This is a genomic window from Micromonospora sp. NPDC051006, from assembly GCF_044456245.1.
Taxonomy (GTDB): Bacteria; Actinomycetota; Actinomycetes; order Mycobacteriales; family Micromonosporaceae; genus Micromonospora.
In genome coordinates, this window is sequence record NZ_JBITFP010000007.1 from 109,910 (window position 1) to 133,834 (window position 23,925).

Annotated in this window: 21 protein-coding genes and 1 pseudogene; 7 read left to right on the plus strand and 15 right to left on the minus strand. The window is 71.1% G+C overall.

Translation table 11 applies throughout. The features are described 5' to 3' along the window. The first annotated feature begins 29 nt into the window (after positions 1 to 29). Together ACIBBA_RS14470 and ACIBBA_RS14475 are read left to right on the plus strand one after the other, a co-directional pair. Positions 30 to 1,586 carry an ArnT family glycosyltransferase gene (locus ACIBBA_RS14470; RefSeq protein ID WP_396697247.1) on the plus strand — a complete coding sequence of 519 codons (1,557 nt, stop codon included), beginning with the start codon at positions 30 to 32 and terminating at the stop codon, positions 1,584 to 1,586. Positions 1,587 to 1,816: 230 nt separating this feature from the next. Then, a complete protein-coding gene (locus tag ACIBBA_RS14475; protein WP_396697249.1) occupies positions 1,817 to 2,998 on the plus strand; it encodes a low temperature requirement protein A in 1,182 nt (393 codons plus the stop codon). A gap of 21 nt (positions 2,999 to 3,019) precedes the next feature. Here ACIBBA_RS14475 and ACIBBA_RS14480 read toward each other — a convergent pair whose 3' ends face one another. Together ACIBBA_RS14480 and ACIBBA_RS14485 are read right to left on the minus strand one after the other, a co-directional pair. Further along, positions 3,020 to 3,529 carry a DinB family protein gene (locus ACIBBA_RS14480; RefSeq protein WP_396697251.1) on the minus strand — a complete coding sequence of 170 codons (510 nt, stop codon included), beginning with the start codon at positions 3,527 to 3,529 and terminating at the stop codon, positions 3,020 to 3,022. A 17-nt stretch (positions 3,530 to 3,546) separates the two neighbouring features. Further along, entirely contained in the window at positions 3,547 to 4,575 is a 1,029-nt protein-coding gene (locus ACIBBA_RS14485; protein ID WP_396697253.1) for an aldo/keto reductase, read from the minus strand. A gap of 87 nt (positions 4,576 to 4,662) precedes the next feature. On the opposite strand from ACIBBA_RS14485, the gene ACIBBA_RS14490 reads away from it, so the two are divergent. Then, the gene (locus ACIBBA_RS14490; RefSeq protein WP_396697255.1) at positions 4,663 to 5,574 is read left to right on the plus strand and encodes a hypothetical protein; all 912 of its coding nucleotides are present in this window, start codon (positions 4,663 to 4,665) and stop codon (positions 5,572 to 5,574) included. 25 nt (positions 5,575 to 5,599) lie between these two features. On the opposite strand, the gene ACIBBA_RS14495 is transcribed toward ACIBBA_RS14490, so the two are convergent. The 3 genes from ACIBBA_RS14495 to ACIBBA_RS14505 form a co-directional block, all read right to left on the minus strand. Beyond that, positions 5,600 to 6,313, minus strand: coding sequence for a hypothetical protein (locus ACIBBA_RS14495; protein ID WP_396697257.1), 714 nt, complete (start codon positions 6,311 to 6,313; stop codon positions 5,600 to 5,602). 148 nt (positions 6,314 to 6,461) lie between these two features. Further along, positions 6,462 to 7,241 carry a class I SAM-dependent methyltransferase gene (locus ACIBBA_RS14500; RefSeq protein WP_396697259.1) on the minus strand — a complete coding sequence of 260 codons (780 nt, stop codon included), beginning with the start codon at positions 7,239 to 7,241 and terminating at the stop codon, positions 6,462 to 6,464. A gap of 34 nt (positions 7,242 to 7,275) precedes the next feature. Beyond that, complete coding sequence (locus ACIBBA_RS14505; protein WP_396697261.1) at positions 7,276 to 7,899, minus strand: GNAT family N-acetyltransferase; 624 nt, start codon at positions 7,897 to 7,899, stop codon at positions 7,276 to 7,278. On the opposite strand from ACIBBA_RS14505, the gene ACIBBA_RS14510 reads away from it, so the two are divergent. Further along, entirely contained in the window at positions 7,898 to 8,047 is a 150-nt protein-coding gene (locus ACIBBA_RS14510) for a hypothetical protein (protein WP_396697263.1), read from the plus strand. The genes ACIBBA_RS14505 and ACIBBA_RS14510 overlap by 2 nt on opposite strands. Before the next feature lie 116 nt (positions 8,048 to 8,163). Here ACIBBA_RS14510 and ACIBBA_RS14515 read toward each other — a convergent pair whose 3' ends face one another. Both ACIBBA_RS14515 and ACIBBA_RS14520 read right to left on the minus strand, forming a co-directional pair. Then, positions 8,164 to 8,883 (minus strand): DinB family protein, encoded by a 720-nt coding sequence (locus ACIBBA_RS14515; protein WP_396697265.1) that lies wholly within the window; start codon positions 8,881 to 8,883, stop codon positions 8,164 to 8,166. 65 nt (positions 8,884 to 8,948) lie between these two features. Further along, on the minus strand, positions 8,949 to 9,797 hold the full coding sequence (locus ACIBBA_RS14520) for a carbon-nitrogen hydrolase family protein (protein ID WP_396697267.1): 849 nt from the start codon (positions 9,795 to 9,797) through the stop codon (positions 8,949 to 8,951). 359 nt (positions 9,798 to 10,156) lie between these two features. Here ACIBBA_RS14520 and ACIBBA_RS14525 point away from each other — a divergent pair, with 359 nt between their 5' ends. Both ACIBBA_RS14525 and ACIBBA_RS14530 read left to right on the plus strand, forming a co-directional pair. Beyond that, the gene (locus tag ACIBBA_RS14525; protein ID WP_396697269.1) at positions 10,157 to 10,870 is read left to right on the plus strand and encodes a VOC family protein; all 714 of its coding nucleotides are present in this window, start codon (positions 10,157 to 10,159) and stop codon (positions 10,868 to 10,870) included. Positions 10,871 to 11,599: 729 nt separating this feature from the next. After that, a complete protein-coding gene (locus tag ACIBBA_RS14530) occupies positions 11,600 to 12,400 on the plus strand; it encodes a maleylpyruvate isomerase N-terminal domain-containing protein (protein ID WP_396697271.1) in 801 nt (266 codons plus the stop codon). 99 nt (positions 12,401 to 12,499) lie between these two features. Here ACIBBA_RS14530 and ACIBBA_RS14535 read toward each other — a convergent pair whose 3' ends face one another. The 6 genes and pseudogenes from ACIBBA_RS14535 to ACIBBA_RS14560 all read right to left on the minus strand — a co-directional run bounded on the left by ACIBBA_RS14535 (position 12,500) and on the right by ACIBBA_RS14560 (position 20,143). After that, positions 12,500 to 13,276 carry a maleylpyruvate isomerase family mycothiol-dependent enzyme gene (locus ACIBBA_RS14535; RefSeq protein WP_396697273.1) on the minus strand — a complete coding sequence of 259 codons (777 nt, stop codon included), beginning with the start codon at positions 13,274 to 13,276 and terminating at the stop codon, positions 12,500 to 12,502. Positions 13,277 to 13,482: 206 nt separating this feature from the next. Beyond that, positions 13,483 to 14,316, minus strand: a complete 834-nt coding sequence (locus tag ACIBBA_RS14540) for a nitroreductase/quinone reductase family protein (RefSeq protein ID WP_396697275.1) — start codon at positions 14,314 to 14,316, stop codon at positions 13,483 to 13,485. A 458-nt stretch (positions 14,317 to 14,774) separates the two neighbouring features. After that, the gene (locus ACIBBA_RS14545) at positions 14,775 to 15,284 is read right to left on the minus strand and encodes a GNAT family N-acetyltransferase (RefSeq protein ID WP_396697277.1); all 510 of its coding nucleotides are present in this window, start codon (positions 15,282 to 15,284) and stop codon (positions 14,775 to 14,777) included. Positions 15,285 to 15,474: 190 nt separating this feature from the next. After that, positions 15,475 to 15,960: pseudogene (locus ACIBBA_RS14550) on the minus strand (DUF1062 domain-containing protein); the annotation flags it as partial. Between the two features lie 311 nt (positions 15,961 to 16,271). Then, positions 16,272 to 18,869 (minus strand): rifamycin-inactivating phosphotransferase, encoded by a 2,598-nt coding sequence (rph, locus tag ACIBBA_RS14555; protein ID WP_396697279.1) that lies wholly within the window; start codon positions 18,867 to 18,869, stop codon positions 16,272 to 16,274. 260 nt (positions 18,870 to 19,129) lie between these two features. Next, the gene (locus tag ACIBBA_RS14560) at positions 19,130 to 20,143 is read right to left on the minus strand and encodes a helix-turn-helix transcriptional regulator (protein ID WP_396697281.1); all 1,014 of its coding nucleotides are present in this window, start codon (positions 20,141 to 20,143) and stop codon (positions 19,130 to 19,132) included. Between the two features lie 160 nt (positions 20,144 to 20,303). On the opposite strand from ACIBBA_RS14560, the gene ACIBBA_RS14565 reads away from it, so the two are divergent. Beyond that, positions 20,304 to 21,404, plus strand: coding sequence for a winged helix DNA-binding domain-containing protein (locus ACIBBA_RS14565; protein ID WP_396697283.1), 1,101 nt, complete (start codon positions 20,304 to 20,306; stop codon positions 21,402 to 21,404). A gap of 78 nt (positions 21,405 to 21,482) precedes the next feature. Here ACIBBA_RS14565 and abc-f read toward each other — a convergent pair whose 3' ends face one another. Beyond that, positions 21,483 to 23,120, minus strand: coding sequence for a ribosomal protection-like ABC-F family protein (gene abc-f, locus ACIBBA_RS14570; protein ID WP_396697285.1), 1,638 nt, complete (start codon positions 23,118 to 23,120; stop codon positions 21,483 to 21,485). Positions 23,121 to 23,344: 224 nt separating this feature from the next. Then, a complete protein-coding gene (locus ACIBBA_RS14575) occupies positions 23,345 to 23,905 on the minus strand; it encodes a GNAT family N-acetyltransferase (RefSeq protein WP_396697287.1) in 561 nt (186 codons plus the stop codon). Positions 23,906 to 23,925 lie beyond the last annotated feature (20 nt).

The following is a 23,925-nucleotide window of genomic DNA, read 5'->3' on the forward strand; positions in this document are numbered from 1 at the left end:
ACCGCGGACCGGCGGGTGCGGGCCATGATATGGACGTGGCCGAATCCGTAGCCGACCTGGACCACCCCCGTCAGCCGGAGCCCGCAACCGGCGGCGCGCCGCCCCGTCCGGGCCCGCGCGCCCGCGGTCCCTGGCTGGTCGCCGGCGCGGTGAGCGCCGTGCTGCTGCTGCTCGCCAACCGCTACGGCTACCACCGCGACGAGCTGTACTTCCTGCTCGCCGGCCGGCACCTCGACTGGGGCTACGTCGACCAGGGTCCGCTGGTCCCCGCGTTGGCCCGGCTCGTCGACACCGTCGCGCCGGGCAGTCTCCTGGCGCTGCGCACCCCGTCGGCGCTGATCGCCGGTGGGTGCGTCCTGCTCGTCGCGGCGATCGCCCGGGAGTTCGGCGCCGGCCGGGGCGCGCAGAGCTTCGCGGCGTTCCTCGCCGGCTCCTCCGGCCTGGTGCTGGCCAGCGGCCACCTGCTCAGCACCACCACCGTCGACATGCTCGTCTGGCTGGGCGCGGCGCTGTGCGCGGTGCGGCTGCTGCGCACCGGCGACACCCGGTGGGCACTCGGCATCGGGCTGGTGCTCGGCCTCGGCATGCTCAACAAACTGCTGCCCGCGCTGCTCGCCGTCGGCCTGCTCGCCGGGGTGGCGATCGCCGGGCCGCGCCCGCTGCTGCGCGACCGACGGGTGCTCGCGGCCGCCGGCCTGTTCCTGCTGCTCGCCGCCCCGAATCTGATCTGGCAGGCCGCGCACGGGTTCCCGCAGCTCTCCGTGGCCGCCTCGATCTCCGACGGCGACAGCTCCTACAGCGGCCGGCTCGACGCGCTCACCCTGCAGTTCGTCATCATCAGCCCGTACGCCGTGCCGATCTGGATCGCCGGGCTGGTGGCGCTGCTGCGCCGGCCGGCCTGGCGAGCGTACCGGGCGATGGCCTGGGCTTGTCTCGTGGTGATCGGCGTCGTGCTGATCGCCGGCGGCAAGGGCTACTACGACGCGCCGATGCTGCTGGTGCTCACCGCCGCCGGCGCCGTGGTCACCGCCGGCTGGGCCGCCCGCGGCGCGAGCACGCTGCGCCGCGGGCTGCTGGTCCTCGGCGTGCTGCCGCTGGTCGCCCCGAACGCGGTGCTGCTGCTGCCCACCCTGCCCGCCGACCAGCTGCCGGCCTTCGTCGTCGAGGTCAACTACGACGCCGGCGAGACCATCGGCTGGCCGGCGTTCGCCGACTCCGTCGCCGCCGTGCACCGGGCGCTCCCCGCCGAGCAGCGGTCACGGGCGGTCATCCTTACCGGCAACTACGGCGAGGCCGGCGCCCTCGCCCGCTACGGCCCGGCCCGCGGCCTGCCACCCGCCTACTCCGGGCACAACAGCATGGCCGACTTCGGCCGTCCACCCGCCGACGCGGATGTGGTGATCGCCGTCGGCTGGGACCGCCCCGAGCGGCTGCGCGCCTGGTTCACCGAGGTCGACCTCGCCGGCCAGGTCGACCAGCGGGTCGACGTGGAAAACGAGGAGAACGGTGGCCCGATCTGGGTCTGCACCGGGCTGCGCCGACCGTGGGCGCAGATCTGGGAGACCGAGGTACGGCACGCCGGCTAGCCACCGATCTCCCACCCGGCGTCGAGGCGATCGCGCCGTCGGGCGGGAATCGCCGATCCCGGGACGGGCCGCGCGCCACCCGCCGATAATCCTCGGAGACGCGGCGCCGCGGCCGAGCGGGTGACCGGGCGCGCCACGGCCGCGCCGGCGACCTATGCGGTACGCGGTGCCGGCGTCGCCCCGCGAGGAGGAAGCGACGGGGCGATGCCGGATGCGGCGGGAGGCCGGGCATGACGACCGGAGGCAGCACCGAGCTGGTGCGCCGACCGGACGGGTCGGCCCGCGCCACGTTGCTGGAGCTGCTCTTCGACGTGGTTTTCGTGGCCGCCCTGGCGCTGGTCTCGATGCTGGTCGCCGAGCGGGAGTCGTGGACCGGCGGCGCGCAGATCCTGCTGACACTGATGGCGATCTGGTGGACCTGGTCGATCACCGCGACCACCACCGACTTCTACGATCCCGACCAGCGTCCGCTCCAGGCCATCCTGATGGTGACCATGCTGGGTTCCGTGGCGACGGCCGCGGCGCTGCCGCTGGCGTCCGACGGACACGCGCTGATCTTCGCCGTCGCGTACGTGATCCCGCACCTGGTGCGGGGGGTGATCCTGGTCAGCGTCCTGCGCCAGCACCGGCACCGGCTGGCCGAGCAGCGCGCGGCGCGGTTCCTCTTCTGGTTCCTGGTCTCCGGGGGCTTCTGGATCGCCGGGGCGCTGCTGCCCGACCGACTGCAATGGCCGCTCTGGATCACCGCGGTGGTCATCGACTACCTCTCGGCCGCGGCGCGCTATCCGACCCCCGGGCTCGGTCGGGTACCCGTCGGGCAGTACTCGCAGACGAGCGATCACCTGGGCGAGCGGTACCAGCAGTTCATGATCCTGGCGCTCGGCGACATCATCCTGGTGCCCACCCTGGAGATCAGCTCGTCGGGCTTCGCCGCCGCCCGGCTGGCGGCCTTCCTGATCGCGTTCATCACCATGCTGCTGCTCTGGCAGATCTACGTCTTCGGGGCCAACGCCTTCCTGCACACGTCGTCCGCCCGGCTCCTCGGCCGGGCGACCCGGCTCGGGCCGTACACCCACCTGGTGATGGTGGTCGGCATCGTGTGCACTGCCGCCGGGTTCGACCTGGTCATCATCCGGCCGACCGGGGACACTCCGGTGCGCTGGCTCGTCCTGCTCTTCGGGGGACCTGCCGTGTTCCTGATCGGACGCACCCTGTTCACGTACCTCATCACCGGCGTGCTGGCCTGGCACCGGACCGCCTGGCTGCTGCTGGCGGCGCTGATGCCCTGGGCGGGCGGCTGGCCGCCGGTGCTGGTCGCCGTCGCGGCCGTGCTGGTGCTGGCCGGGATCGCGGTCGGTGACGTGGTGATGAGCCGCTCGATGCCGCCCGTCCTGCGTGGCCGACCGGGCTGACCGGGTCGCCGGCCCGCCGGCTCACTCTCCGGTCGCGCCGCCGGCCAGCTCGGTCACGATATCGAGGTGGCCGAGGTGGCGCGCGTACTCCTGGAGCAGGTGGAACAGCACCCGCTCCAGCGTCGCGGGCTCGGCGCCGTCCCACCGCGGGCCCGGCGCGCCGACCTCCGCCAGATCGTGCGCCGCCACCACCGCGCTGGTGTGCGAGCCCTGCGCGCGCAGCGCCGCCACCAGCTCCGCCGTGGTCTCCTCGGGCGTGACGCGCCAGCGGTCCCCGCGGCGGTCGCCCCACGGCTCGGCGACCGCCGCGCCCCGGAAGCCCCACTCGATCCAGCGCAGCTCGACGTAGCGCAGGTGCTTCACCAGCTCCAACGGGGTCCACCCGGACGGCAGGCTGCTGCGACGCAGCTCCGGCTCGGGCAGCGTCGACACCTTGGCCAGCACCGACTCCCGGAAGAAGTCCAGGTAACGCAGGAAGACCTCGGTGCGGTTGTCGGCGGGAACGGTCGGCGAGGGGAAGGGCGTCGTCATCGCGTCTCCAGGGTGGTTCAGCCGGTCGGCAGGTCGCGGGCCCGCTGCTGCACGCCCGCCCGGCCGTACGGGTAGTCGCCCACGACGGGAGTGCTCGCCTCGTCGAGCAGCCGGGTCTGCTCCGCGTCGAGGAGCAGGTCAGCGGCGGTCAGGTTGTCGTCGAGCTGCGTGGTGGTCCGCGCCCCGAGGATCACCGAGGTGACCGCCGGCCGGGCCGCCAGCCAGGCCAGCGCCACCGCCGACATGGACGCGCCACGCTCCTCGGCGACCTGGCGTACCGCGTCGATGATCCGCCAGGTGCGCTCCTGCGCGTTGCGCGGCGCGTACGCCTCGACACCACGCTTCGGGTTCTCGCCGAGCCGGGTCGCCCCGACGGGCGCGGTGTCGCGCCGGTACTTGCCGGTCAGCCAGCCGCCACCCAGCGGTGACCAGGGCAGGATGCCGATGCCCTCGTTCTCGCAGACCGGCACCAGCTCGAACTCGACCTCCCGGGCCAGCAGGTTGTACTGCGGCTGCAGCGTGACGATCGGGGTGAGGTTGAGGTGCTGGGTGAGCAGGGCGGCCTTCTGCAACTGCCAGCCGGTGAAGTTGCTGACCCCCGCGTAGCGGATCTTGCCCGCGCTCACCGCGTCGTCGAAGAACCGCAGCGTCTCCGGCAGCGGAGTCAGCGGATCCCAGGCGTGCGCCTGGTAGAGGTCGACGGCCTCGACCCCCAGCCGCCGGAGGCTGGCGTCCAGCGCGCGGGTCAGGTGCACCCGGGACAGACCGGCGTCGTTCGCGCCCTGGCCCATCGGGAACCGCCCCTTGGTGGCGATCACCACCCGGTCCCGCAGACCGGGCCGGGCGCGCAACCACCTCCCCACGATCTCCTCCGAGACACCGGCGGAGTAGACGTCCGCGGTGTCGACGAAGGTGCCGGCGGCCTCGACGAACCGGTCCAGCTGGGCGAAGCTGCCCGCCTCGTCGGTCTCCGCGCCGAAGGTCATCGTGCCCAGACAGAGGGTCGACACCACCGTGCCGGTGGCGCCCAGGGTGCGGTAGCGCATGTCTTCCTTCCGGTCGAGGGACGCGCCGATCCTCGCACCCGGCTCGGACGCCCACCGGGCCGCCCCACCGAGCACTAACCTGATGACGTGGCGCAACGACGTCGTGGCCTGCCGGAGCGGTACACCGTCAACCGGTCGCCCGGAGACGGCGGCCCGGCCCGGCCCGGGGTGGCGCCCGGTGCCCGCAGGTCGGCCGGCGTGGGGTTCGCGGCGCTCTACGGCGAGTTGGCGCGACACTCGTGGCGGCAACCGGACGCCGACCAGGACCCGTACTTCCTCTTCTACACGTCATCGCTGGCCATGGGGTGGCTCGACGACATCGGCGCCACTGTCCGGCAGACCGCCGGGGGTTTCGAGGAGAGCGAGCGCGGGGCGGCCGGTCTGTGGAGCATGAACGACGCCGGGGAGGCTCACCCGCTCGCGGCTCCCGGGTCGTCACTGGTCGCCTGGTTCCAGGTGGGGTTCGAGCTGGTGCCCGGCGATCGGCCGCTGCCCGTGCAGCCGTTCCTGCGCTGCGCGGGCGACGCGGTGGCCCGGCTGGGCACCCTGCGGTTGCGGGCGGTGCAGATGTTGCTGCCCGTGCAGGGTCTCGACCTCTCGTCGCGCCCGCCGTACGCCCCGATACCGTCGCTGCGTACCGCTGGCTGGTTCACCGGCGGCGACCCGGGGTCGAAGACGCCGGTGCGGGTCACGTTGGACAGCGGCCAGGCTGCGTCCATCCCGTCGGCGGCGACGCAGATGCGGGAGCAGTTGAGCCGGCTGGACCAGGACGTGTTCGGGTGCGAGTCGCTCTCCCTCACCGATCACGACCCGCTGACCGTGCGGCCCCCGTTCGACGACACCTTCTGGAACGGCCCGTCCCGGCACCGGGCGACCTTCCACGGGATGCTCGCCGAGTGGTCGCTGGACGCGCTCGGCTGGCTGGGCGGCTTCCTCGCCGATTTGAGCGCCCGCCACGGGGTCAGCACGCCGCTGCTGGTCACCGCCAGCCGTTCGTAGCCAGCAGCCCATCCCTGCCGGGGGTTCAGGGCTGGCCGAGGTCGGTGCAGTAAGCGATCGTCGCGTCGTCCGGCGCCACCGTGTGGCGAGCTTCGGCCTGCCGGACCCGCCGGATGATCTCGGCGGGTCCGCTCGACGCCAGGACGGTCATGACTTCCGGCCAGTCGGCGAGCCCGAACCGGTCCACGATGCGGGTCGCGCCATTGCTGAGCAGGACGCCGCCGGTCAGCTCGGCGACCGGGCAGCTTCCGGTGCGCGCCTCGTCGGCCGCCCGCGGGTCGTCCTTGGCCAGCCAGAACCCACCCGGCTGGTTCCGGTGGGCGCGCAGGTCTCGCAGAAGCCGGTGGTACGCGCCGCTGCCCTCGGCGACAGCCGCGAGCGCGGCCTCGTACGACCGACTGATGATCACTTCGCGGGGGTCGGTGACGACGAGCGGCGCATCGGCTGCCCGGTCGAGCACGACGGTCGAGTCGCCGAGCACCAGGTGCTCGGCGAGGCCGTCCGACACGCGCAGCATGGCCACGGTCGCCGACGGGCTGATCGGGTTGGCGACGTCGCACGTGCCCCGGTGATCGTCCGTCACCTGCCCGATGGCCTCGGCGAGCAGCGCGGACAGGCCACGGTCAGGCACGAGCGACAAGAGGCTGAGCAGGCTGCCACCCAGACGGCTGGCGTACCAGGCCACGCCGTGCCGGCAGATCGATTCGGCGCCGGGAATGCCGGCGCCGTCGATCAGCACCGCTGCCGTCGGTACCGCGCCGGTGAAGTCCTCGTTCGTGCGGCCGGTCCGTGCCGCGACGCTCGTCATCGTCACCCGCATGTCGCCACCGCCCTCCCCCGGACCGGACGCCGACCACGACAACGCCGATGCACCCGGGCCGTGCCCTTCAGAGCCGCCGGACACGCAGCACGCAGGTCAGCATCGGGAGGGTGAACTCGCCGTCCGCCGTCTCCGGTCTGCTCGCGAGGAAGGCGCGGATCCGGTCGAGCGTGGCCACGTGTTCCGGTTCCGGCATGACCAGCATCCCTGCCCTGGTGGCGAGTGTCGCCACGAGTGAGTCGGCGGTGCGCCGCTGCCCGTGCGGGAACTCGGCCTGCTCCGGCGAGCCGAACCGGGCGGGCGCGCCGGTCTTCGCAAGGTGCGCGCCAGCCGTCTCCACGCGCCAGCTGGTGGGCGTGTCACGCGGGCCGATGGCCGCGCTCGGGCTGACCCTCGTCAGCCCGGCGACCCAGTCGACCCGGTCGTCCATGACGTTCCACAGGCCGGCGAGGATGCCGCCGGGTGCCAGGACCCTGGCGATTTCCGGTCCCGCCACGGCCATGTCGAACCAGTGCATGGCGTTACCGGCCAGCACGGCGTCGACGGACGCGTCGGGCAGCGGTATCGCCTCGGCGCTACCCGGCACCGCCCGGACGTCCGGCAGGGCGCGACCCAGCTCGGTGAGCATCGCCGGATCAGGCTCGACCGCGGTGACGTCGGCGCCCACCGCGACGAGCGTGGTGGTCAGCTTGCCGGTTCCGGCGCCGAGGTCGAGCACCCGCAAGCCGGGCGCGGGCTCGAGCGCCCAGCGCACCGCGGCCTGCGCGTAGTCCGGGCGGTGCTCGGCGTACGCGGTGGCTGCCGCGCCGAACGACGAGGCGTGCAGAAGCCATTCGTCCTGTTCCATGCGATTACCCTATCGGCGTGACGCGTGCGGCCACCTACCGTCGTGCGGGGTCAGGACACGCCTCCCACATCGCCCGGGTCATCTCATACTCCACCTCACCCAGGTCCGCTCCCGGCGGCGGATCATCCCAGAGCGGAAAGTACGTGCGTACGTAGCGCATGCCGACGGCCTGCATCACGCCCCGAGACCCAGCGTTCACGGTCATGGTCTGGGCGATCACCCGGCTCTGCCCGACAGTGTCGAAGGCATGCCGCAGCAAGGCGCGGGACGCCTCGCTGGCTAGGCCTTTCCGCCAGTACCGACGGGCGAGGCGGTAACCCAGTTCCGCGACGGTGGGATCGTCAGGTTGGTCGGGGCCGTGCGCCGGCGGGAGCATCATGAGCCCGACGAACTCGCCCTCCTCCGCACGGGCCGGCGGCGCCGAGCCATGCGCGCCGTCGTCGGAGGCGAACGCCATCCAATAACCCAGGCCGTCCACCTTGTGCGCGAGGGCCATCCTCTGCGCATGGGAGGCGACCACCTCGTCCCTGGATCGCGCCCGGCCGCTGAGGTAGCGAAGCACCTCCGGATCGGAGTCGAGCTGGATCTCCAACTCCAGGTGCCGGTCGGCAAGCGGGACCAGCAGCAGACGGTCAGTGCGCAAGATCAGTTGGGGCATGCGGCAACGATCGCATGATGGCGTCCGCGAGCTGGACACGACCATCGCCGCCGATCGCGTACTGATGGACCGCATCGCCGACCTCCAGGCGGCGCACCTCCACCAGCTCGCCGCGCTCCCGACGGCCGCCCGCCCGGCCAGCACCTAGGTCAGGCCCGCCGGATGCTCGAGAAGTACCGCGTCCAGCTCTGGGCTTAGCAGCTCGGCACCGTGCAGACGGTCAGCGATGCCCGCGTCCGCAAGATGCTGAGGCCGTAGCCGGCCCTACTCAGCGTCCTGTGCCTCGATCAGGTCGAGGTCGCGGACGCAGAAGCCGTGGTGCTCGAAGGTCTCGTTGAGCACCGTGCCGAGGCACTGCCGCACCAAGCGGCCCCGGGCGTACGGCGGCCAGACATCGTCGTCGGGCACCGGCGCTCGCGCTGCGAGCTGCACAGCGGTGACCTCGTCGAGCCAGGCCTCGAGCTCGGCGGCCTGTGCGTCACGCACGCTCACGATCTCGTCGAGGGTCGGATCGAGCGAGAGGTCAAGCCCGTGCGCTGCACGGTAGGGCTCCACGGTCGTCCCGATGCCCATCGGCGTGAACAGCTCCGTCGAGCCCAGGCAGCAGCGGCGGAACCACGAGTCGTGGACGAAGACCAGGTGGCGCATCGTCTGCACCGCCGACCACTCGTCGTTCACGCTGCGGCGCTCGATGCCGGGCGTACGGCGGATTCGCTCGATCGTGGCGGCCCAGCCGGCATGCAGCTGACGCGATGCCTCGCGCAGATCGGCAGGGTCCTCGGAGCGGATCAGCACCCGCACCGGATGACGCCGGTCGAGCTCTGCCTCGACGTACTCGGTGACCTCGACACCGTTCACCACGAGGTTGGTGATGAGCCCGTCGATCACGGCATCCTGCATGACGACGCCGATCAGGCGTGCCCCGGTCAGATCGCACTCGCGGAACTCCGCACCGTGTAGATCCTCGTCGACATACCGCGCCATGCTCCGCATACTAGATCCGAGCACCGACAAGCCAGCCTCCCCCGGGTTTGTCGGGCATGGTGCCATCAGACACCAGTGCGATCGGTGCTGCGGGGATCGCTGACCCGGCCCGCGGCGTAGATGTCACCGGCACGTGCGGTGTCTCGCCACGGCCGGGCCTTGTTCAGTGCGATGTCGAGCGCGGGGTCGCCACGGTCAAGGTCAACGCAGATCACATCAGGCCCATGTGGACGGGCGTGCCGCAGCAAATAGCCGTGCGGGCCGACCACCGCCGACGGCCCGGCTGGCGCGCACTCGGCGGGCAGAGCGATGCTGACCCAGAACCCGTTCATGGCAGCGTGCCCGCGGGCGATGACCTCGAAGATCGGGTCCTCGGAGAACGTGGAGAAGAGCACGCAGTCCACGCCGAGAGACCGCTGCTCCATCCACAGCTCGGGGAAGTTGACCTCGATGCAGACCAGGCACCCGAACCGGAACCCGTCCACCTCGAAGGCGCAGGCGTGGTCGCCGGGCGTGTAGAAACTGGTGAGCTCAGCGTAGGACAGCAACCGCTTGTCATATCGGTCGGCCAGTTCGCCACGATCGTTGATCACCCACAGCGAGTTGTGCGGTCGATGATCGCCGGACAACCGGTGGTTGCCTCCCACCACGACCCAGACACCGAGCTCCGCGGCCAAGGCCATCGTGCGGTGCAGCTCCTCGGTGACCGGCGCCCAATCGATACGCCATCCGGCGTAGTACGGCTTCGCAGCGCCGGCATAGCCGGACAGGGCGCCCTCGCCGAGGTGAACCAGGCGTGCCCCCAGGTCAGCGGCCTCGCGCATCGCGGCTCGGATTGCAGCGCCGTTTGCAGCCGGAACCGTGGTGACCTCCGTTTGCGCGACGGCAATCCGAATCTTTCCAGTTGTGCTCACCGCGGCACCGTAACGGCTGGACGGTTGGCGGGAGGAGGGCCTGTTACGGGCTACGCCAAGCACGACGGGCGAAACGCCGCTGATGGCTCGGCTTGGCGACCTGCGCCAGGCGGCCACCGTGCGGTGCAGACCAGCGACGGAATTTGCGTCATCGCCTCGGCGGCACTGCGACGCCCCGAGGCCCGCCCGTAGTTTCCAGACCAAAGGCTGATCATCGGCCTTGTGACAGAGAATACAGGATTCTGTGTCACAAACGATCAACGGCGGCCCCGCCGCTATATCGGCCGTTTAGTCGTCTGTGGCTGACGATCGGTTATTTCCATGTGCGCGCGCCCATTCACGACGGCTACGAAGTACGGGTGACCAACGAGGTAACCGTTCCCCTGCTGCCCTGCGCCTCTATTGACGACATCGTCGCCTTCTACGAGGTGCTCGGCTTCCACACCACTTACAAACAGCGCAAGCCCAACCCTGCCGTGGGGTTGCAACGTGAAGATCTACATCTGCAGTTCTTCGAGATCGCGGGGTTCGATCCGGCGCAGTCCTACGGTTCGTGTATCGTGCTGACCCCGGACACGGGGCAGCTGTACCGGGCTTTCGCGGCGGGAATGCGGGCCACGTACGGCAAGGTGCTGGTCTCCGGGACGCCGCGGATGACCCGGCCCCGGGCGCGGAAGAACGCCGACGGGCTGAGCGGCTTCAGCGTCATCGATCCTGGCGGCAACTGGATCCGCGTCTTCCAAAACGCTCTGGCCTCCCCCGCGCCGGCGCCGACTGGGCGGCTGGGCAAGGCGATGGCGAACGCCGTCGTGCAGTCCGACTCCAGAGGGGACGCCGGGCAGGCGGCTCGGATTCTTGACAGTGCGTTGGCCCGTCCCGAGGCAGATGACGACCCCGTCGCGTTGGTGGAGGTGCTCGTCTACCGCGCTGAGGTTGCGATCGTCCTGAACGATCCGGCCACGGCGGTCGAGATGCTGGCCCGTGTTGACCGTGTCGCTTTGAGCGCGGACGAAGCCACACGGGCTGCTGCTGCGTATGAGGCCGCTACCGACCTTGCGGCAGCTCTGTCCTAGGTGCCGCATTCAGCCGACACCGTGCCCCCGGCTGAGACCTTGAGCCAGGGCACGGTCAGCTACTTGCCGGAGCAGTCTCGGTCGCATCCCGAGGCACACCGCACATAACTGTCATTATGATGTAGTGACGTTATGTCCGAACTGTCCGTCCACATTATTGGATTACTAATACCGGTAATCCGATAATGTGGACGCAGGGCGCGCCGCTGGTGTCCCGGGTTGAGGAAAGTCCGTTCCCTCCGGCGACGGCGACGCTGCCGCGGGCAGCAGTGAACACCGGCGGGTCGTCAGCCTCACCGAACGGCGCTTGGCCGCGCTGCCGAAAGACAGCCGCCCGCTGCCTTCGGTCGCTCACTACGACCAGATGCTGCGCTGCCGGCGAGCAGGACAGCCACCACCGTCGCAAGGAGCCGTCTCGTGAGCCGAGCCCGCCGCCCCATGACCGAACCCGCCGCCGAAGCCGCGATCGACCAAGCCGCCGTGCCCTGCGGCTGCCCACGACGGCCGCCCCGCACCCCTGGCCCGACGACATCGACGAATGGACACCCGCAACAGAGAACCCACCACCCGCGCACCGCAGCGTGAGCGGTGCGGATGCCTTCTGAGGATCGCCGATCTGAGGAAGGGGCGCCCGCGTTATCCAAGGGCACGTATAAGTGCCGCGGCGCCCGCCGCGTCGGTTGCGAAAATCGCTGTCCGGTCGTCGGAGCACAGTGATAGAAGACCGGGGTGCACAAGCTTCTCACGTTCCCTGATCATCTGCGGCTGATTGACGAACGGTCGACCGCCTTCCGCGCCGCGGTCGCCGCGGCACCCAGCCTCGACCTGCAGGTGCCGACCCATCCCGGGCGGACGCTATTCGACCTCGTGCAACACGTCGGCCTGGGCCGCCGCAAATCAGCCGCCATCATCGCCGCAGGGCCCGCAGACGCTCCCCCGGAAAAGTCCGCTTGGGAGGACGGCACGGGTGCGCCTCGGGAACCCGAGGCTCTCCTGGCCTGGTGGACCGAGTCCGTCGGGCAGCTGACGAGCGCGCTGCGCGAGGCCGGCCCGGACCGCGGATGTTGGACGTGGTGGGGTGACTCGCAGTCACCGCAAACCTCCGGTGCATGGGCTCGGCGCCAGGTTCCCGAGATCGCGGTGCACACCTACGATGTCGAGCTCACCGTGGGTGCCCCGCAGCCGCTACCAGAGGAGGTCGCCCTCGACGGTTTCGACGACTGCCAGTTCACCCTCTGCTCGACGGATGTCGCCTGGCCACACGAACCCGCCATCGTCGATTACCACGCCACCGAGGGCCGCTCCTGGCGCCTCCGGCTGTCCCGCGACGGCGCACGGGCCGCCCGCCTCGGCGCGTCCGCTACCGGCGAGGACCCGTACACGGACACGGCCGACGCCTCCGCCCGGGGCACGGCCAGTGACCTGGTCCTGTTCTTCTACGGCCGCATACCGCCGGATTCTCTGAAGCTGGAGCTGGACGGCGACCGTCGCATCTTCGACCAGCTCATCGCCTGGGACCCGTCCGTGTGACAACCGACGACACGCCACCTCGTGCACCCCGAGGCCAAGGCCGCAGCAACCTCGCAGGGATCCGAGGTCGGCGCAGGGCCGTGGGTCCGTCGTCGCGTCCTATTCCTCCGGCTCCCAGGCGATCAGCTGCTCGAAGACGCGACGGTCGCCATCGAGCCGCAGCGAGTCCATCGGAATTCGGCCGTAGCAGAACATGACCAGCTCATTGGCCGTGCCCCGGGCGGAGACATAGGCCGCCTCCGGGCCCTCGTAGGCGACCGGCGTGGGGAGGCGGGCGGCCCGGGCGCCGTCGGCGGAGAACCAGAGCCGCCAGGAACGGCCCTCGGTGGCGTGGTAGTCGACGACCGCGGGGTTGTGCGGCCACGCGGCCGTCGTCGCGACGCAGGTGGTCACGAACTCGTCGACACCGTCGAGGGCCACCTCCTCTGGTAGCGGCTGCGGGGCACCCACGGCGACCTGGGCGTCGTAGGTGTGCACGGCGACCTGCTGGAGCTGGTGCCGGGCGACGGCACCAGTCGTCTGCGGCGACTGCGAATCACCCCACCATGTCCAGCAACCACGATCCGGGCCGGCTTCCCGCAGCGCGTCCAGCAGCTCCCCCGTCGACCCGGTGAACCAGGCCAGCAGGGCCTCGCGCTCCCGGGGCGCCACCGGGGCGGACATCGCCGGCGGAGCGTCGGCGGGCCCCGCGGCCACGATGGCGGCCCACTTGCGGCGCCCCTCGCCCAGGTGCTGCACCAGGTCGAACAACGTCCACTCGGGGCAGGTCGGCACCCGCACGTCGAGGCTGGGTGCCGCAGCGACCGCCGCCCGGAAAGCGGTCGATCGTTCGTCCATCAGCCGCAACAGGTCAGCGAACTCCAGAGTCTCTTTCACCGCGGCTTTGTACCACCCCCCCTCCGACAACCGACAGCGGATTTCCCCACCCCGGCGGCGGTGCCACCCGGAAATCCGTCGCCCGGCGGCCCACGGGATGACCATGCTGACGCGCATCTATCACTCCTGCTGTCCGACCCGACGCTGGCGGCGAACTGGTGGCCATGGCCATGGCCGCCGCGCGGGTTGGGCAGCGACATCTGTGGTCAGCCGAGCCCGTCGAGGACCGGAACCAGCTGCTCCTCCTCGTACGCCAGGTGGCGTTCGAGTTCGTCGGTGAGCTGCTCGACCTCCCGGCGGACCTCGGCCGGGTCGACAGTGACGTCACCGACCACCGTCTGGAGCCGTTCGATCAGGACGGCGACCCGGTTATGCTCGGCGCGTAGCCGCTCCAGGGTCGGGCCGAGGTCGGGACGCTGCGCGGCCAGCCCGACGAACATCCCGTCGTCCTCGTGGGTGTGGTGCTGGTGCAGCCCCTGACAGATGGCCAGGCAGTTCACCCGCAGCTGCACGCCCAGCCGCGGGCCCGACTCCGCGGCCTCGCGGCGGATGATCGCCAGCTCACGGCGGAACGCGTCGTGGATCCGGATCAGGGCCGCGCCCCAGGACGCCGCCTCCGGTGGCCCGACCGTGACCGGCTCGAGCGCGACCACCGGAATCACCCGGCTCGTCTTCTCCTGGTACGCGGCCCAGCCCGGGTCGGCCTCGACCGCTCGGGCGAAGACCTCGTCGCGCTCCGACCCACCGAGGACCACGGCGCGGGCCTGGTAGGTGAAGGTGCCGTCCTCGACGGTGACCTTCGGATCGGCCAGGATGTTGCGGAACCAGTCCGGGTGCCGTGGCGCACCGCCCGCCGAGGCGATGACCAAGATCCGGCCGCCGGTGTCGGGCAGGTATCCGACCGGGGTGGTGTGCGGCGCGCCGGTACGCGCTCCGGTGGTGGTGAGCAGGACCAGTCGGGCGCCCACGAAGGGGCCACCGACGCGGCCCCCGTTGGCGCGAAATTCGTCGATGATCTGTTGGTTGAACTCGTTCGACATGCTCCGCTTTCGATGCTCGGCGGTAGACAGGAAACGCCGCCGCCTCGCGCTTAGCGCATGGGGCGGCACGGCGTGGATGTGGGAGGCGCGGCCGGTGCGGCCGCAAGCCGTTGGGCGACAGGGGCCCGGTCGGGACACCGGGCGGCAGGCGACGGCGGGGATGGCGGGCCACGGGCCCGCCGCACGGTCACCCGGCGGCCGGGTGCCTTACTCGGTTGTGGCCAATGGCCGACCCGGCAGTCACGTCGACGACCCTAGTTCGCGTACCGCCACGGGGCAACGGCAATAGCGCGACGGCCCGCGCGGCGTGCTCGAGGTGATCACCGCCCCTCGGCCCGTCCGTAGTTTCCAGACCAATAACAACGCCAAGAAGTGAGGGCTGATCAAGCTCTGCCGCGAGCTATAGCGTGCCGTCCGTTTGGTGACGGTCGATGCTCAGGCGGTGGGTTCGTGGCGACTCAGGACGTGTTCTCGGCGGAGGTGAGTCTCTTGGCCATGATGTGCTCCCGACGCAGGCCGTCCGGCATGAGGTCGCCGGGTTCACCCGTGTCACGGAAGCCGTTCCGCTGGTAGAGCGCCCAGGCGTTCTTGTTGCCCTCCACCACGGCCAGGCGCAGCGTCCCCGCGCCCACCTGCCGAGCCCACTGCTCGACCGCCCGCACGAGGTGGTCGCCCACGCTCCGGCCACGTCCCACCGGCGCCACGTACATCGAGATCAGCTCGACAACGCCGTCCTGATCGGTCGGCACCCCGCTGGCCATGCCGACGGGCTGCCCGTCGAGCGTCGCGACTATGTTGTAGGAGCCGGGGATGGCCAGCCGACTGCGCCAGCGTTCCTCCCGGTCGCCGTCGCCCTGCCAGTCGGCGAGTTGGGAACCGAAGGCGTACGCCGCCTCCGCCAGCGCGGCGAGCCGCAGTTCCCGCCAGACCTTCCAATCGCCCTCGGTCAGCACACGCGTCTCGATCATGCCGCGAAGGCTGCCTCAGGTGTGGGGACCAGGCAACCTGGTTCCCGTCGTAGGGGCGGTGCGTCGGTTCACTCATCCACCGCTGACTGGACCGGCCATCAACGCGAATACAAGACCAGGCGGACGGGCCCTCTCGGCAGGTGAAGCCGGCGCTCGTCGTACGGCGCAGCGGAATGTCGCACTTGATCCGGCGCAGTACCTCGGGTCGGCTCAGGCCGAGCCCGTGCGCGATGAGCCGTTCCGGGCGCACCGGTATCGGATCCTCGAAGACGACCTCCACCTGGACCGGCCACGCCTCGCCGAGCCGCGCCGGCGGGGTGTCCAGCCGCCAGGCCCCCGTCCAGTCCAGGGTGAAGCGGTTGCGCCGGGCGAGCAGCGGATCCAACAACCTGGCAGCCACGAGTTCCGGATCGTTGACGCCGTAGCCGTGCAGTTCGGCCGGATCGAAGGACCTGACCGGCGTTCGCTCGTGCACGGTGAGCTTGCTCGTCCGATCGCAGGACACGCAGCGGACCAGCAGCCACACGTCCAGCAGCTTGCCGTTGGCGTTGACGCGGAACCTGCCCTCGCCGGTGGTGGCCGACTCCGAACGGCAGTCCACGCACCGCAACGAGAGGAGGGGCAGCCTGGTCCGACGAACGACCCAGGGCAGCACGATATGAGGTTGTGAAGACATGGTCTCTGATCTCTCTAGACCTGACACGAGGCCGATCAGGCGCGGCCTCGAACGCTGTTTGACCGGGCGCACAAGGGCAGCCCGGCGTAGCCGACGGGAGCGTCGGCTACAGGTGAGCGGAAGAAGGTGTCAGGTCTAAAGAGCAGGCGGGGTCACGCGGTTGTGTCCTCTGTCCTCACCGGGATGGGTTGGAGGGCAACCTACGGGACCGCGGAAAGAAGGCTCAATCGGTTTTCGACCGAGACATGGTCGGCGCTACCGGGACCCTTCCATGAGGGTCGACAGGGCTCCGCGGCCGTGGGCCAGAACCGTCAGGGCAGAATCTCGACGTACCCGTCGGTTCCGTGCACGCGGATCCGCTGCCCATCGGCGATCAGCCGGGTGGCATCCGCCACACCGACGACGGCCGGCAGTCCGTACTCCCGTGCGATCACCGCGCCGTGAGTCATCAATCCCCCGACCTCCGTGACCAGGCCGGCGATGGCGACAAAGAGGGGCGTCCAGCTGGGGTCCGTGTGGGCCGTGACGAGGATGTCGCCCGGTTCGAGATCGGCCCGTGCCAGGTCCAGGATGACGCGGGCCCGCCCTTCGACGGTCCCGGCGGAGACCGGTAGGCCGATCAGCGCGCCGGCCGGCACGTCGTCGCGTCGGTACGCCCCGGCGATGCCCTCGCCATCCGACGTGAGCACCCGGGGCGGCGTGAGCGCCTGATACGACCTGAACGCCTCCTTGCGCCGGCCGATGAGCTGGTCGTCCACCCGGTTCGTGCGAACGACATCGTGGAGCTCCTGGAACGTGAGGTAGAAGATGTCCTCCCGCTCACGAAGCACGTGGGCCCGCACGAGGCGGTCGGCTTCTTCCCACAAGGCCTGCTTGTACACGAAGTAGCGGCTGACCATGCCGTACTTCGGATACTCCCGGTACCCGATGAAGGTCCGGACCCGGTCGATCATCCGCTTCGTCTCTTCGGCCTTGCCCTCCCCGTCCGGCAGGGCCCGCAAGCGTTCCAGCAGCTCCTGCTCCTTCTCCCAGGCCTCCTGCCGGCCCTGTTCGAAGCGCCGCTCGCCGGCTCCCGGCTCGAAGTTCTTGATGTTGCCGAGGATCATGGGCACGAGCGTGGAGGGGCGTTCACGCCAACGGGGCCGCGTGATGTCGATCTCGCCAGCGCAGCGCATGCCGTACCTGTCGAGCCAGGCCTCGATGGCGTCCCGCGCTTCCCGCCCGCCCGGGAGCTTGGGCAGCTCGTCCAGGAAACCCTCGTCCTCGACGTGCTGCAGAAACGCCACCACCTCCGGATGTGGGCGGATCACGTCAGCGACGCCCAGCAGCGCCAGCCCCATCTCCGACGTGACGTTGTGGGGCACGGACTGCGTGAGCGTGTCCGCCACGTTCTTCTCGCCCAGCCAGGCCTCCAGCTGCTCGTTGAGCCACCAGGTGGCCTCCATTGCCGACATGAAAACCTGATGGCTGCGCGGATCGAACAGGATCCGCCTCAGCTCCTGCATGTCCGCCTGGATGAAGTCGAGCAGCGCCTCTCCGGACTTCGTCCGGATCTCGCTTGCCGAGGCGGCGACGGATGCCTCGCTGCGTGCGATCAGCTCGGTGACGATGGCCGGATCGGTCTCGATCGGGGCTGGCGCGCCGCCAGCCAGTGGCCCGGGCGGACCCTCGTCAGGCAGCGGCCGGATGAAGCCGTCGCGCTCGAGGATGGTCTGCAGCGCGTCCCCGGTCAGTGGATCACCTTTTCCCACGAGCTCCAGGAAGCCGGCGCGGCTCGTCGGCGAGGCAAGCCGCTGGGTGACGTCGACGAACAGGCGGCCGCCGGCCTCGGCCATGGGCGCCGGGGTCGTCATCTGCCAGAAGGAGAGCCCGAGGGGCTTCATCGGATCGGTCATCATCTGTTGATGGCCGACGGAGAGGTAGACGCGGTTCTCCCGGTCGCCGGACTCGGGTATGGGGAACAGCGTGGTGATCGGCCGGCTCTGGACGATCCAAAAACTGTCGTCGACCAGGCACCATTCGATGTCCTGGGGCCGGCCGAAGTGGGCTTCGATCCGCCGGCCGAGCCGCGCGAGCCGTACGACCTGCGCATCCGTCAGCGCCGGTTGGTCCTGCCGCTGCGGGTCGATCGCCTGTTCCTGCGTCCCGCCCGTTGGCGAGGCGTGGATGGCGAGCTGCTTGGCGCCGACGGTCTTGGCGACGACCTCGCCGTCGCGGACCTTGTAGACGTCCGGGTTCACCAGGCCGGAGACCAGGGCCTCGCCGAGGCCGAAGCTGGCCTCCACGGAGGCGACCTTCCGGTTGCCCGTGACGGGGTCGGCGGTGAACAGGATGCCGGCCGCATGCGGGAAGACCATCTGCTGCACGACCACGGCCATGTGAACTGTGCGGTGGTCGATGCCGTTGCGCTGGCGGTAGGTCACGGCCCGCTCGGTGAACAGCGAGGCCCAGCACCGGCTGACGTGCTGGAGGATCGCCGCCGGGCCCACGACGTTGAGGTAGGTGTCCTGCTGGCCGGCGAAGGAGGCCGTCGGCAGGTCCTCTGCCGTCGCGCTGGATCGGACGGCGTAGGCGGCCTGCTCGCCGAGCTGGGCGAGAGCGCGGGTGATCGTCGTCGCGAGATTGCCCGGGACGGCGATCCCTTCGATGGTCCGGCGGATCTCCGCGCTGAGCGTGCGGATCGCCGCACGGTCGTCCGGGCTCAGGCGCGACAGCTGATCGAGCCGATCGTCGATCGAGGGCGCTTGCGCCATGATCCGCCGGAAGGCGTCGGTCGTCACGCAGAAGCCAGCCGGCACGCGGACGCCGTCGATCCGGGACAGCGCCCCCAGGTGCGCGCCCTTGCCACCAACGACGGCGACCTGCGTCTGGTCAACCTCGTGAAGACCCACCACGTACTGCTCGCTCATCGAGACACCTCCGTGGTAGCCGTGCTCCGTCGACTTGCGCTGGCCGATCGGATCCCCGGCGCCTTCATCTCCAACGCGCACGTCGTGCCCCCGTGTCTTCGTCCGCTCCTGGTCCGGCCGACGATTCTGCAACGCGACCCGGGTCTTGCGGCAAGCCCCCCAGTCTGCTATATGTTCAAGGTGGCAGGGAGTAGATCTTCTTGCCTTTCCTTTTGGTCGTCCAGGCCCGCCGTCTCCACCCCCGATCCGACCTCCCGGTCTCACGGGGTTGGTCGCGGCGGAGCGGGTACGTCTGTCGCGGCGCTGGCGTAGCGGCGGGCCAGCTGCCCGAAGGCGTCCCTGAGCTCGGCCGGACCGATGACCTCGATGTCGGCGTCGAACCTGCCGATGCTGGCGGCCAGGCCCGGCCAGGACCACGAACTCAGGACGAGCCGGCACCGGTTCGGCCCCAGCTCCTCGACGACCCCGTCGCGGATGTAGCGGGAGACGGCGGCGGCGGGCAGGTCGAGGATCACCTCGCCGCGGCAGGGCCAGTCGCCGGTGCCTTCGGAGCCCTGGAACCTGCTGGCCACGAAGGCGGCCACCTCACCCCCGGGCAGCTCGCGTGGGGTGAAGCGGGGCCCGGTGGGGGTACGCGGGGTGATCCGGTCGGCCCGGAAGGTGCGCCAGTCCTCGCGGTCGAGATCCCAGGCGACCAGGTACCAGCGCCCGCCCCAGGTGACGAGGTGATGGGGCTGCACCCGCCGCGGCGGGCGCTGCGCGCCGTCGCCGGGCACCGCCGGTGGGGACGCCGGGGTGTAGTCGAAGCGCAGCACCTCGCGGGCGTGCACGGCGGCGCTGACTGCCATCAGCACGCCACTGTCGACCTTCGGGTCCGGTCGGGTCGACCGCTCGACGGCGGTCACCTGGAGAGTGTCGATGCGGTGGCGCAGCCGCGCGGGCATGACCTGCCGGACGGTGTTCAGCGCTCGCACCGCTGCTTCCTCGATGCCGGCGCCGGTGGTGGTGGCGATCTGGAGTGCGATGGCCAGCGCGACGGCCTGCTCGTCGTCGAAGAGCAACGGAGGCAGGTCCCTGCCGGCGTTGAGCCGGTAGCCACCGTCGGGTCCCTTGACGGCCACGATGGGATAGCCCAGCTCCCGCAGGCGGTCGACGTCCCGGCGCACGGTGCGCGGGCTGATCCCCAGCCGCTCGGCCAGCAGCGCCCCCGGCCAGTCCCGGCGCGCCTGCAGCAGCGAGAGCAACGACAGCAGTCGCGCCGAGGTCTTCAGCATGGATCTCATCCTGCCCCGAGAAGCGGCCACTTCCTGGCCGCTTCTGCTGCGACTGTTGTCGCGTGCCCGTCAACGACCGCAACCTGAAGGGGCCGAACGCCCTGACCGCACCCACCCCGTCGACCCTCGACCGCCCGACGAGCTGCTCCGGCATCAGCCGATGACCGTTCTCGACACCCGGGCGCTCAACCGCGCGACGCTCGCCCGACAGCTGCTGCTCGATCACGCCGACGTACCGGTCCTCGACGCCGTCGCGCACCTCTGCGGTCTGCAGGCGCAGGAACCGCAGGAGCCGTTCGTCGGGCTCTGGTCCCGGCTGCGCGCGTTCGACCCGGCGGTGCTCTCGGACCTGCTGACCCGGCGCAGCGTGGTGCGGACCCACCTGATGCGCCGTACCGTCCACCTGCTCACCGCCGGCGACGCCCTGGCCTGGCGGGCCCGCCATGACACCATGCTGCGCCAACGGGTACTCGGGGCCTACCGCGACGAGCTCGCCGGGGTGGACCTCGACGAGCTGGCCGCGGCAGGGCGGGCGGTGATGGTCGACGACGAGCCCCGCTCGATGACCGAGCTGGCGCGGGCGCTGGCCGAGCGTTGGCCGCGGCCGGGAGCGCGGGCGCTGGGCGAGATGCTGATCGCCGCCCTCGTCCCGATGGTGCAGCTGCCCCCGCGCGGGCTGTGGCGTACGAGGGCGGGAGTGCGCAACGCCATGCTCTCCTCCTGGCTGGGGCGCGAGATCGACCCGCCAGCCCCGGAAGGCTCCGATCCGGTCGGCGAAGCGCTGGTGCGGCGCTATCTCGCCGCGTTCGGTCCCGCCACCACGGCCGACCTGCGCGCCTGGTGCGGGCTCGCCGGACTGCCGGCCGCGGTGGCCGCGGTCCGCGATGAGTTGGTCAGCTTCCGCGACGAACGGGGCCGGGTGTTGCTGGACCTGCCCGACGCGCCGCGCCCGGACCCTGACACCCCCGCGCCGGTGCGGTTCCTGCCGGCGTTCGACAACGCGCTCCTCGGCTACCAGGACCGCAGCCGGATCGTCGACGACGCCCACCGCAACCTGTCGGTCGCCGGCGCGCGCGTCGTCCTGCTCGACGGCCGGGTCGCCGCGACCTGGACGGTGACGGCTGGCACCGTGACGGTCACGCCGCTGCGCCGCTTCACGCGAACCGACCGCACGGCGGTGGCCGAGCAGGGGCAGGCGCTGGCATCCTTCCTCTCCGACAAGGACAGCGACCGCGTCGAGATCGCCGCGTCTCCCCGCTGAGCGCTCGCCCGCGCTGCGCAGACCGGGGTCACCGCCGTGCCGCGCCCTGGCCGAGGGCGCGGCACGGCGGGTCGGGGGTCAGGCCACGTCCGGCGCGCCGGTCTCCCGCAGCCGACCGCCGTCGAGCCGCAGCCACCGCTCCACCTTGATCTCGTGCAGGAACCGTTCGTCGTGGCTGACCACCACGAACGCCCCCCGGTACGCCCCGAGCGCACTCTCCAGCTGGGCCACGCTGACCAGGTCGAGGTTGTTGGTCGGCTCGTCGAGCAGCAGCAGCTGCGGGGCCGGCTCGGCGAAGAGCACGCAGGCCAGGGTGGCGCGCAGCCGTTCGCCGCCGGAGAGCACGCCGACGGGCAGGTGGGCGCGGGAGCCGCGGAACAGGAACCGGGCGAGCAGGTTCATCCGCTGCGCCTCGGGCATCGCCGGGGCGAACGCGGCGAGGTTCTCCGCCACGGTGCGGTCGAGGTCCAGCAGGTCCAGGCGCTGCGACAGGTACGCGACCCGTCCGTCGGCCCGCTTCAGCTGGCCGCCCTGCGGCTCCAGGTCGCCGTTCATCAACCGGAGCAGGCTGGACTTGCCGGCGCCGTTGGCGCCGGAGAGCGCGATCCGCTCCGGTCCCCGGATGGTCAGGTCGACGCCGTCGCCGCCGAAGAGTTCCCGCTCACCGTGGCGGATCCGCAGGCCCTCGCCGGTGAAGACCGTACGGCCGGCCGGGACGCTCGTCTCGGGCAGCTCGATGGCGATCTTCTGCTCCTCGCGCAGGACGCGGCTCGCGTCGTCGAGCCGGGCCCGGGCGTCGCTCACCCGGGCGGCGTGCGTCTCGCGGGCCTTGCCCGCCGATTCCTGCGCGCCCCGCTTCATCGTCCCGGCGAAGATCTTCGGCAGGCCGGCGTTCTTCAGGTTGCGGGAGGCGTTGCTGGCCCGGCGCTCGGCCCGCTCGCGGGCCTGCTGCATCTCCCGCTTCTCCCGCTTGACCTCCTGCTCGGCGTTGCGGACGTTCTTCTCGGCGACCTCCTGCGCGGCACGGGTGGCCTCGGAGTACGCGGTGAAGTTCCCGCCGTGCAGGTGCAGCTCACCGCGGTCGAGTTCGGCGATGCGTTCCATCCGGTCCAGCAGCGCGCGGTCGTGGCTGACGAGCAGCAGACACCCGCGCCACTCCTCCAGTACGCCGTAGAGCCGGTGCCGGGCGTCGACGTCGAGGTTGTTGGTCGGCTCGTCGAGCAGCAGCACGTCGGGGCGCTTCAGCAACTGGGCGGCGAGGCCGAGCGAGACCACCTGCCCACCGCTGAGCGTGTGCAGGCGCCGGGTGAGGGCGACCTCGCCCAGGCCGAGCCGGTCCAGCTCGGCGCGGGTGCGTTCCTCGATGTCCCAGTCGTTGCCGATGGTGGTGAAGTGCTTCTCGCTGGCATCACCGGCCTCGATGGCGTGCAACGCCTCGATCAGCGGGGCGATGCCCAGGACCTCGGCCACGGTCAGGCCGCCGGAGAGCGGCAGGGTCTGCGGGAGGTAGCCGAGCACGCCCTCGACGGACACGCTGCCGCCGGTGGGCTGGTACTCGCCGGCGATCAGCTTGAGCAGCGTGCTCTTGCCCGCGCCGTTCGGGGCGACCAGGCCGGTGCGGCCCTCGCCCACGGTGAAGGAGAGCTCCTCGAAGACCGGGGTGTCGTCCGGCCAGGAGAAGGAGAGGTTCGAGCAGGTGATGGATGCGTTGGACATGCGACAGGCCTCAGGAGGTGGTGGGCGTGCCACAGGGGCCGCCCAGCGGGTGGAAAGAGACGACGGAATGGCCACGGCGGCTGCGCTGTCGCGCGCCGGCCCAGCGGCCGAGCATGTCCGGTATCACCCGGAGATGTCGTCGTCACCCACCATGTCTGGTCCCCCTGGTCCCGATCTTCGCTGTTCCCCACGATAACAGCCGGCGGTGCCGCGGGGAGGCGGGCTCACCCGTCGGCGTCGGCCCGGCGTACGTGGCGGTGCCCGTCGCGCGGGAACGGCGGCTGGGCGGGCAGCACCTCCTGGAAGCGGAAGCCGGTCTTCTCGGCCACCCGGCAGGAGGCCGGATTGTCCACCTGGTGCAGCAGCTCCAGCTGGCGCAGCCCACTGTCGGCGAAGCGGGCGAACGCCCAGCGGCTGACCGCGTCCAGCGCCCGGCCGGCAACGCCGCGCCCACGCGCCGGCGCGGCTGTCCAGTAGCCGACCTCGGCGTCCGGGCGTCCCGGGGTGACCCGCTTGAGCACCACGTTCGCCACCAGGCGCTCGCCGACCCCGGGGTCCGGTTCGAGAACGGCGAAGCTGAGCTGGTCGCCGTCTCGCCAGCCCTGCCGCATCCGGGCCAGCCATCGGTCTGCCTCGACCGTGGTGGTGACCGGTAACCGGGTCCACCGCCGCAGCACCGGATCCTGGTAGGCGGCCAGCAGCGCGTTTCGGTCGTCGTTGCGCCAGGCGCGCAGGACCAGCTCGGGCGCGGACCGGGTCGCCGGCGCCCGCAGGATGATCGACACGTTGCCCAGTGTGCCTGCCG

Excerpts from the sequence above, each read along its gene's own strand:
- abc-f (WP_396697285.1), bottom strand. The coding sequence starts at position 23,120 with ATGTCCAACGCATCCATCACCTGCTCGAACCTCTCCTTCTCCTGGCCG.
- ACIBBA_RS14515 (WP_396697265.1), bottom strand. The coding sequence starts at position 8,883 with ATGGCGCGGTATGTCGACGAGGATCTACACGGTGCGGAGTTCCGCGAG.
- ACIBBA_RS14560 (WP_396697281.1), bottom strand. The coding sequence starts at position 20,143 with ATGCTGAAGACCTCGGCGCGACTGCTGTCGTTGCTCTCGCTGCTGCAG.
- ACIBBA_RS14565 (WP_396697283.1), top strand. The coding sequence starts at position 20,304 with ATGACCGTTCTCGACACCCGGGCGCTCAACCGCGCGACGCTCGCCCGA.
- rph (WP_396697279.1), bottom strand. The coding sequence starts at position 18,869 with ATGAGCGAGCAGTACGTGGTGGGTCTTCACGAGGTTGACCAGACGCAG.
- ACIBBA_RS14505 (WP_396697261.1), bottom strand. The coding sequence starts at position 7,899 with ATGCCCCAACTGATCTTGCGCACTGACCGTCTGCTGCTGGTCCCGCTT.
- ACIBBA_RS14540 (WP_396697275.1), bottom strand. The coding sequence starts at position 14,316 with ATGTCGAACGAGTTCAACCAACAGATCATCGACGAATTTCGCGCCAAC.
- ACIBBA_RS14545 (WP_396697277.1), bottom strand. The coding sequence starts at position 15,284 with ATGATCGAGACGCGTGTGCTGACCGAGGGCGATTGGAAGGTCTGGCGG.
- ACIBBA_RS14475 (WP_396697249.1), top strand. The coding sequence starts at position 1,817 with ATGACGACCGGAGGCAGCACCGAGCTGGTGCGCCGACCGGACGGGTCG.
- ACIBBA_RS14500 (WP_396697259.1), bottom strand. The coding sequence starts at position 7,241 with ATGGAACAGGACGAATGGCTTCTGCACGCCTCGTCGTTCGGCGCGGCA.
- ACIBBA_RS14510 (WP_396697263.1), top strand. The coding sequence starts at position 7,898 with ATGCGGCAACGATCGCATGATGGCGTCCGCGAGCTGGACACGACCATC.
- ACIBBA_RS14480 (WP_396697251.1), bottom strand. The coding sequence starts at position 3,529 with ATGACGACGCCCTTCCCCTCGCCGACCGTTCCCGCCGACAACCGCACC.
- ACIBBA_RS14470 (WP_396697247.1), top strand. The coding sequence starts at position 30 with ATGGACGTGGCCGAATCCGTAGCCGACCTGGACCACCCCCGTCAGCCG.
- ACIBBA_RS14485 (WP_396697253.1), bottom strand. The coding sequence starts at position 4,575 with ATGCGCTACCGCACCCTGGGCGCCACCGGCACGGTGGTGTCGACCCTC.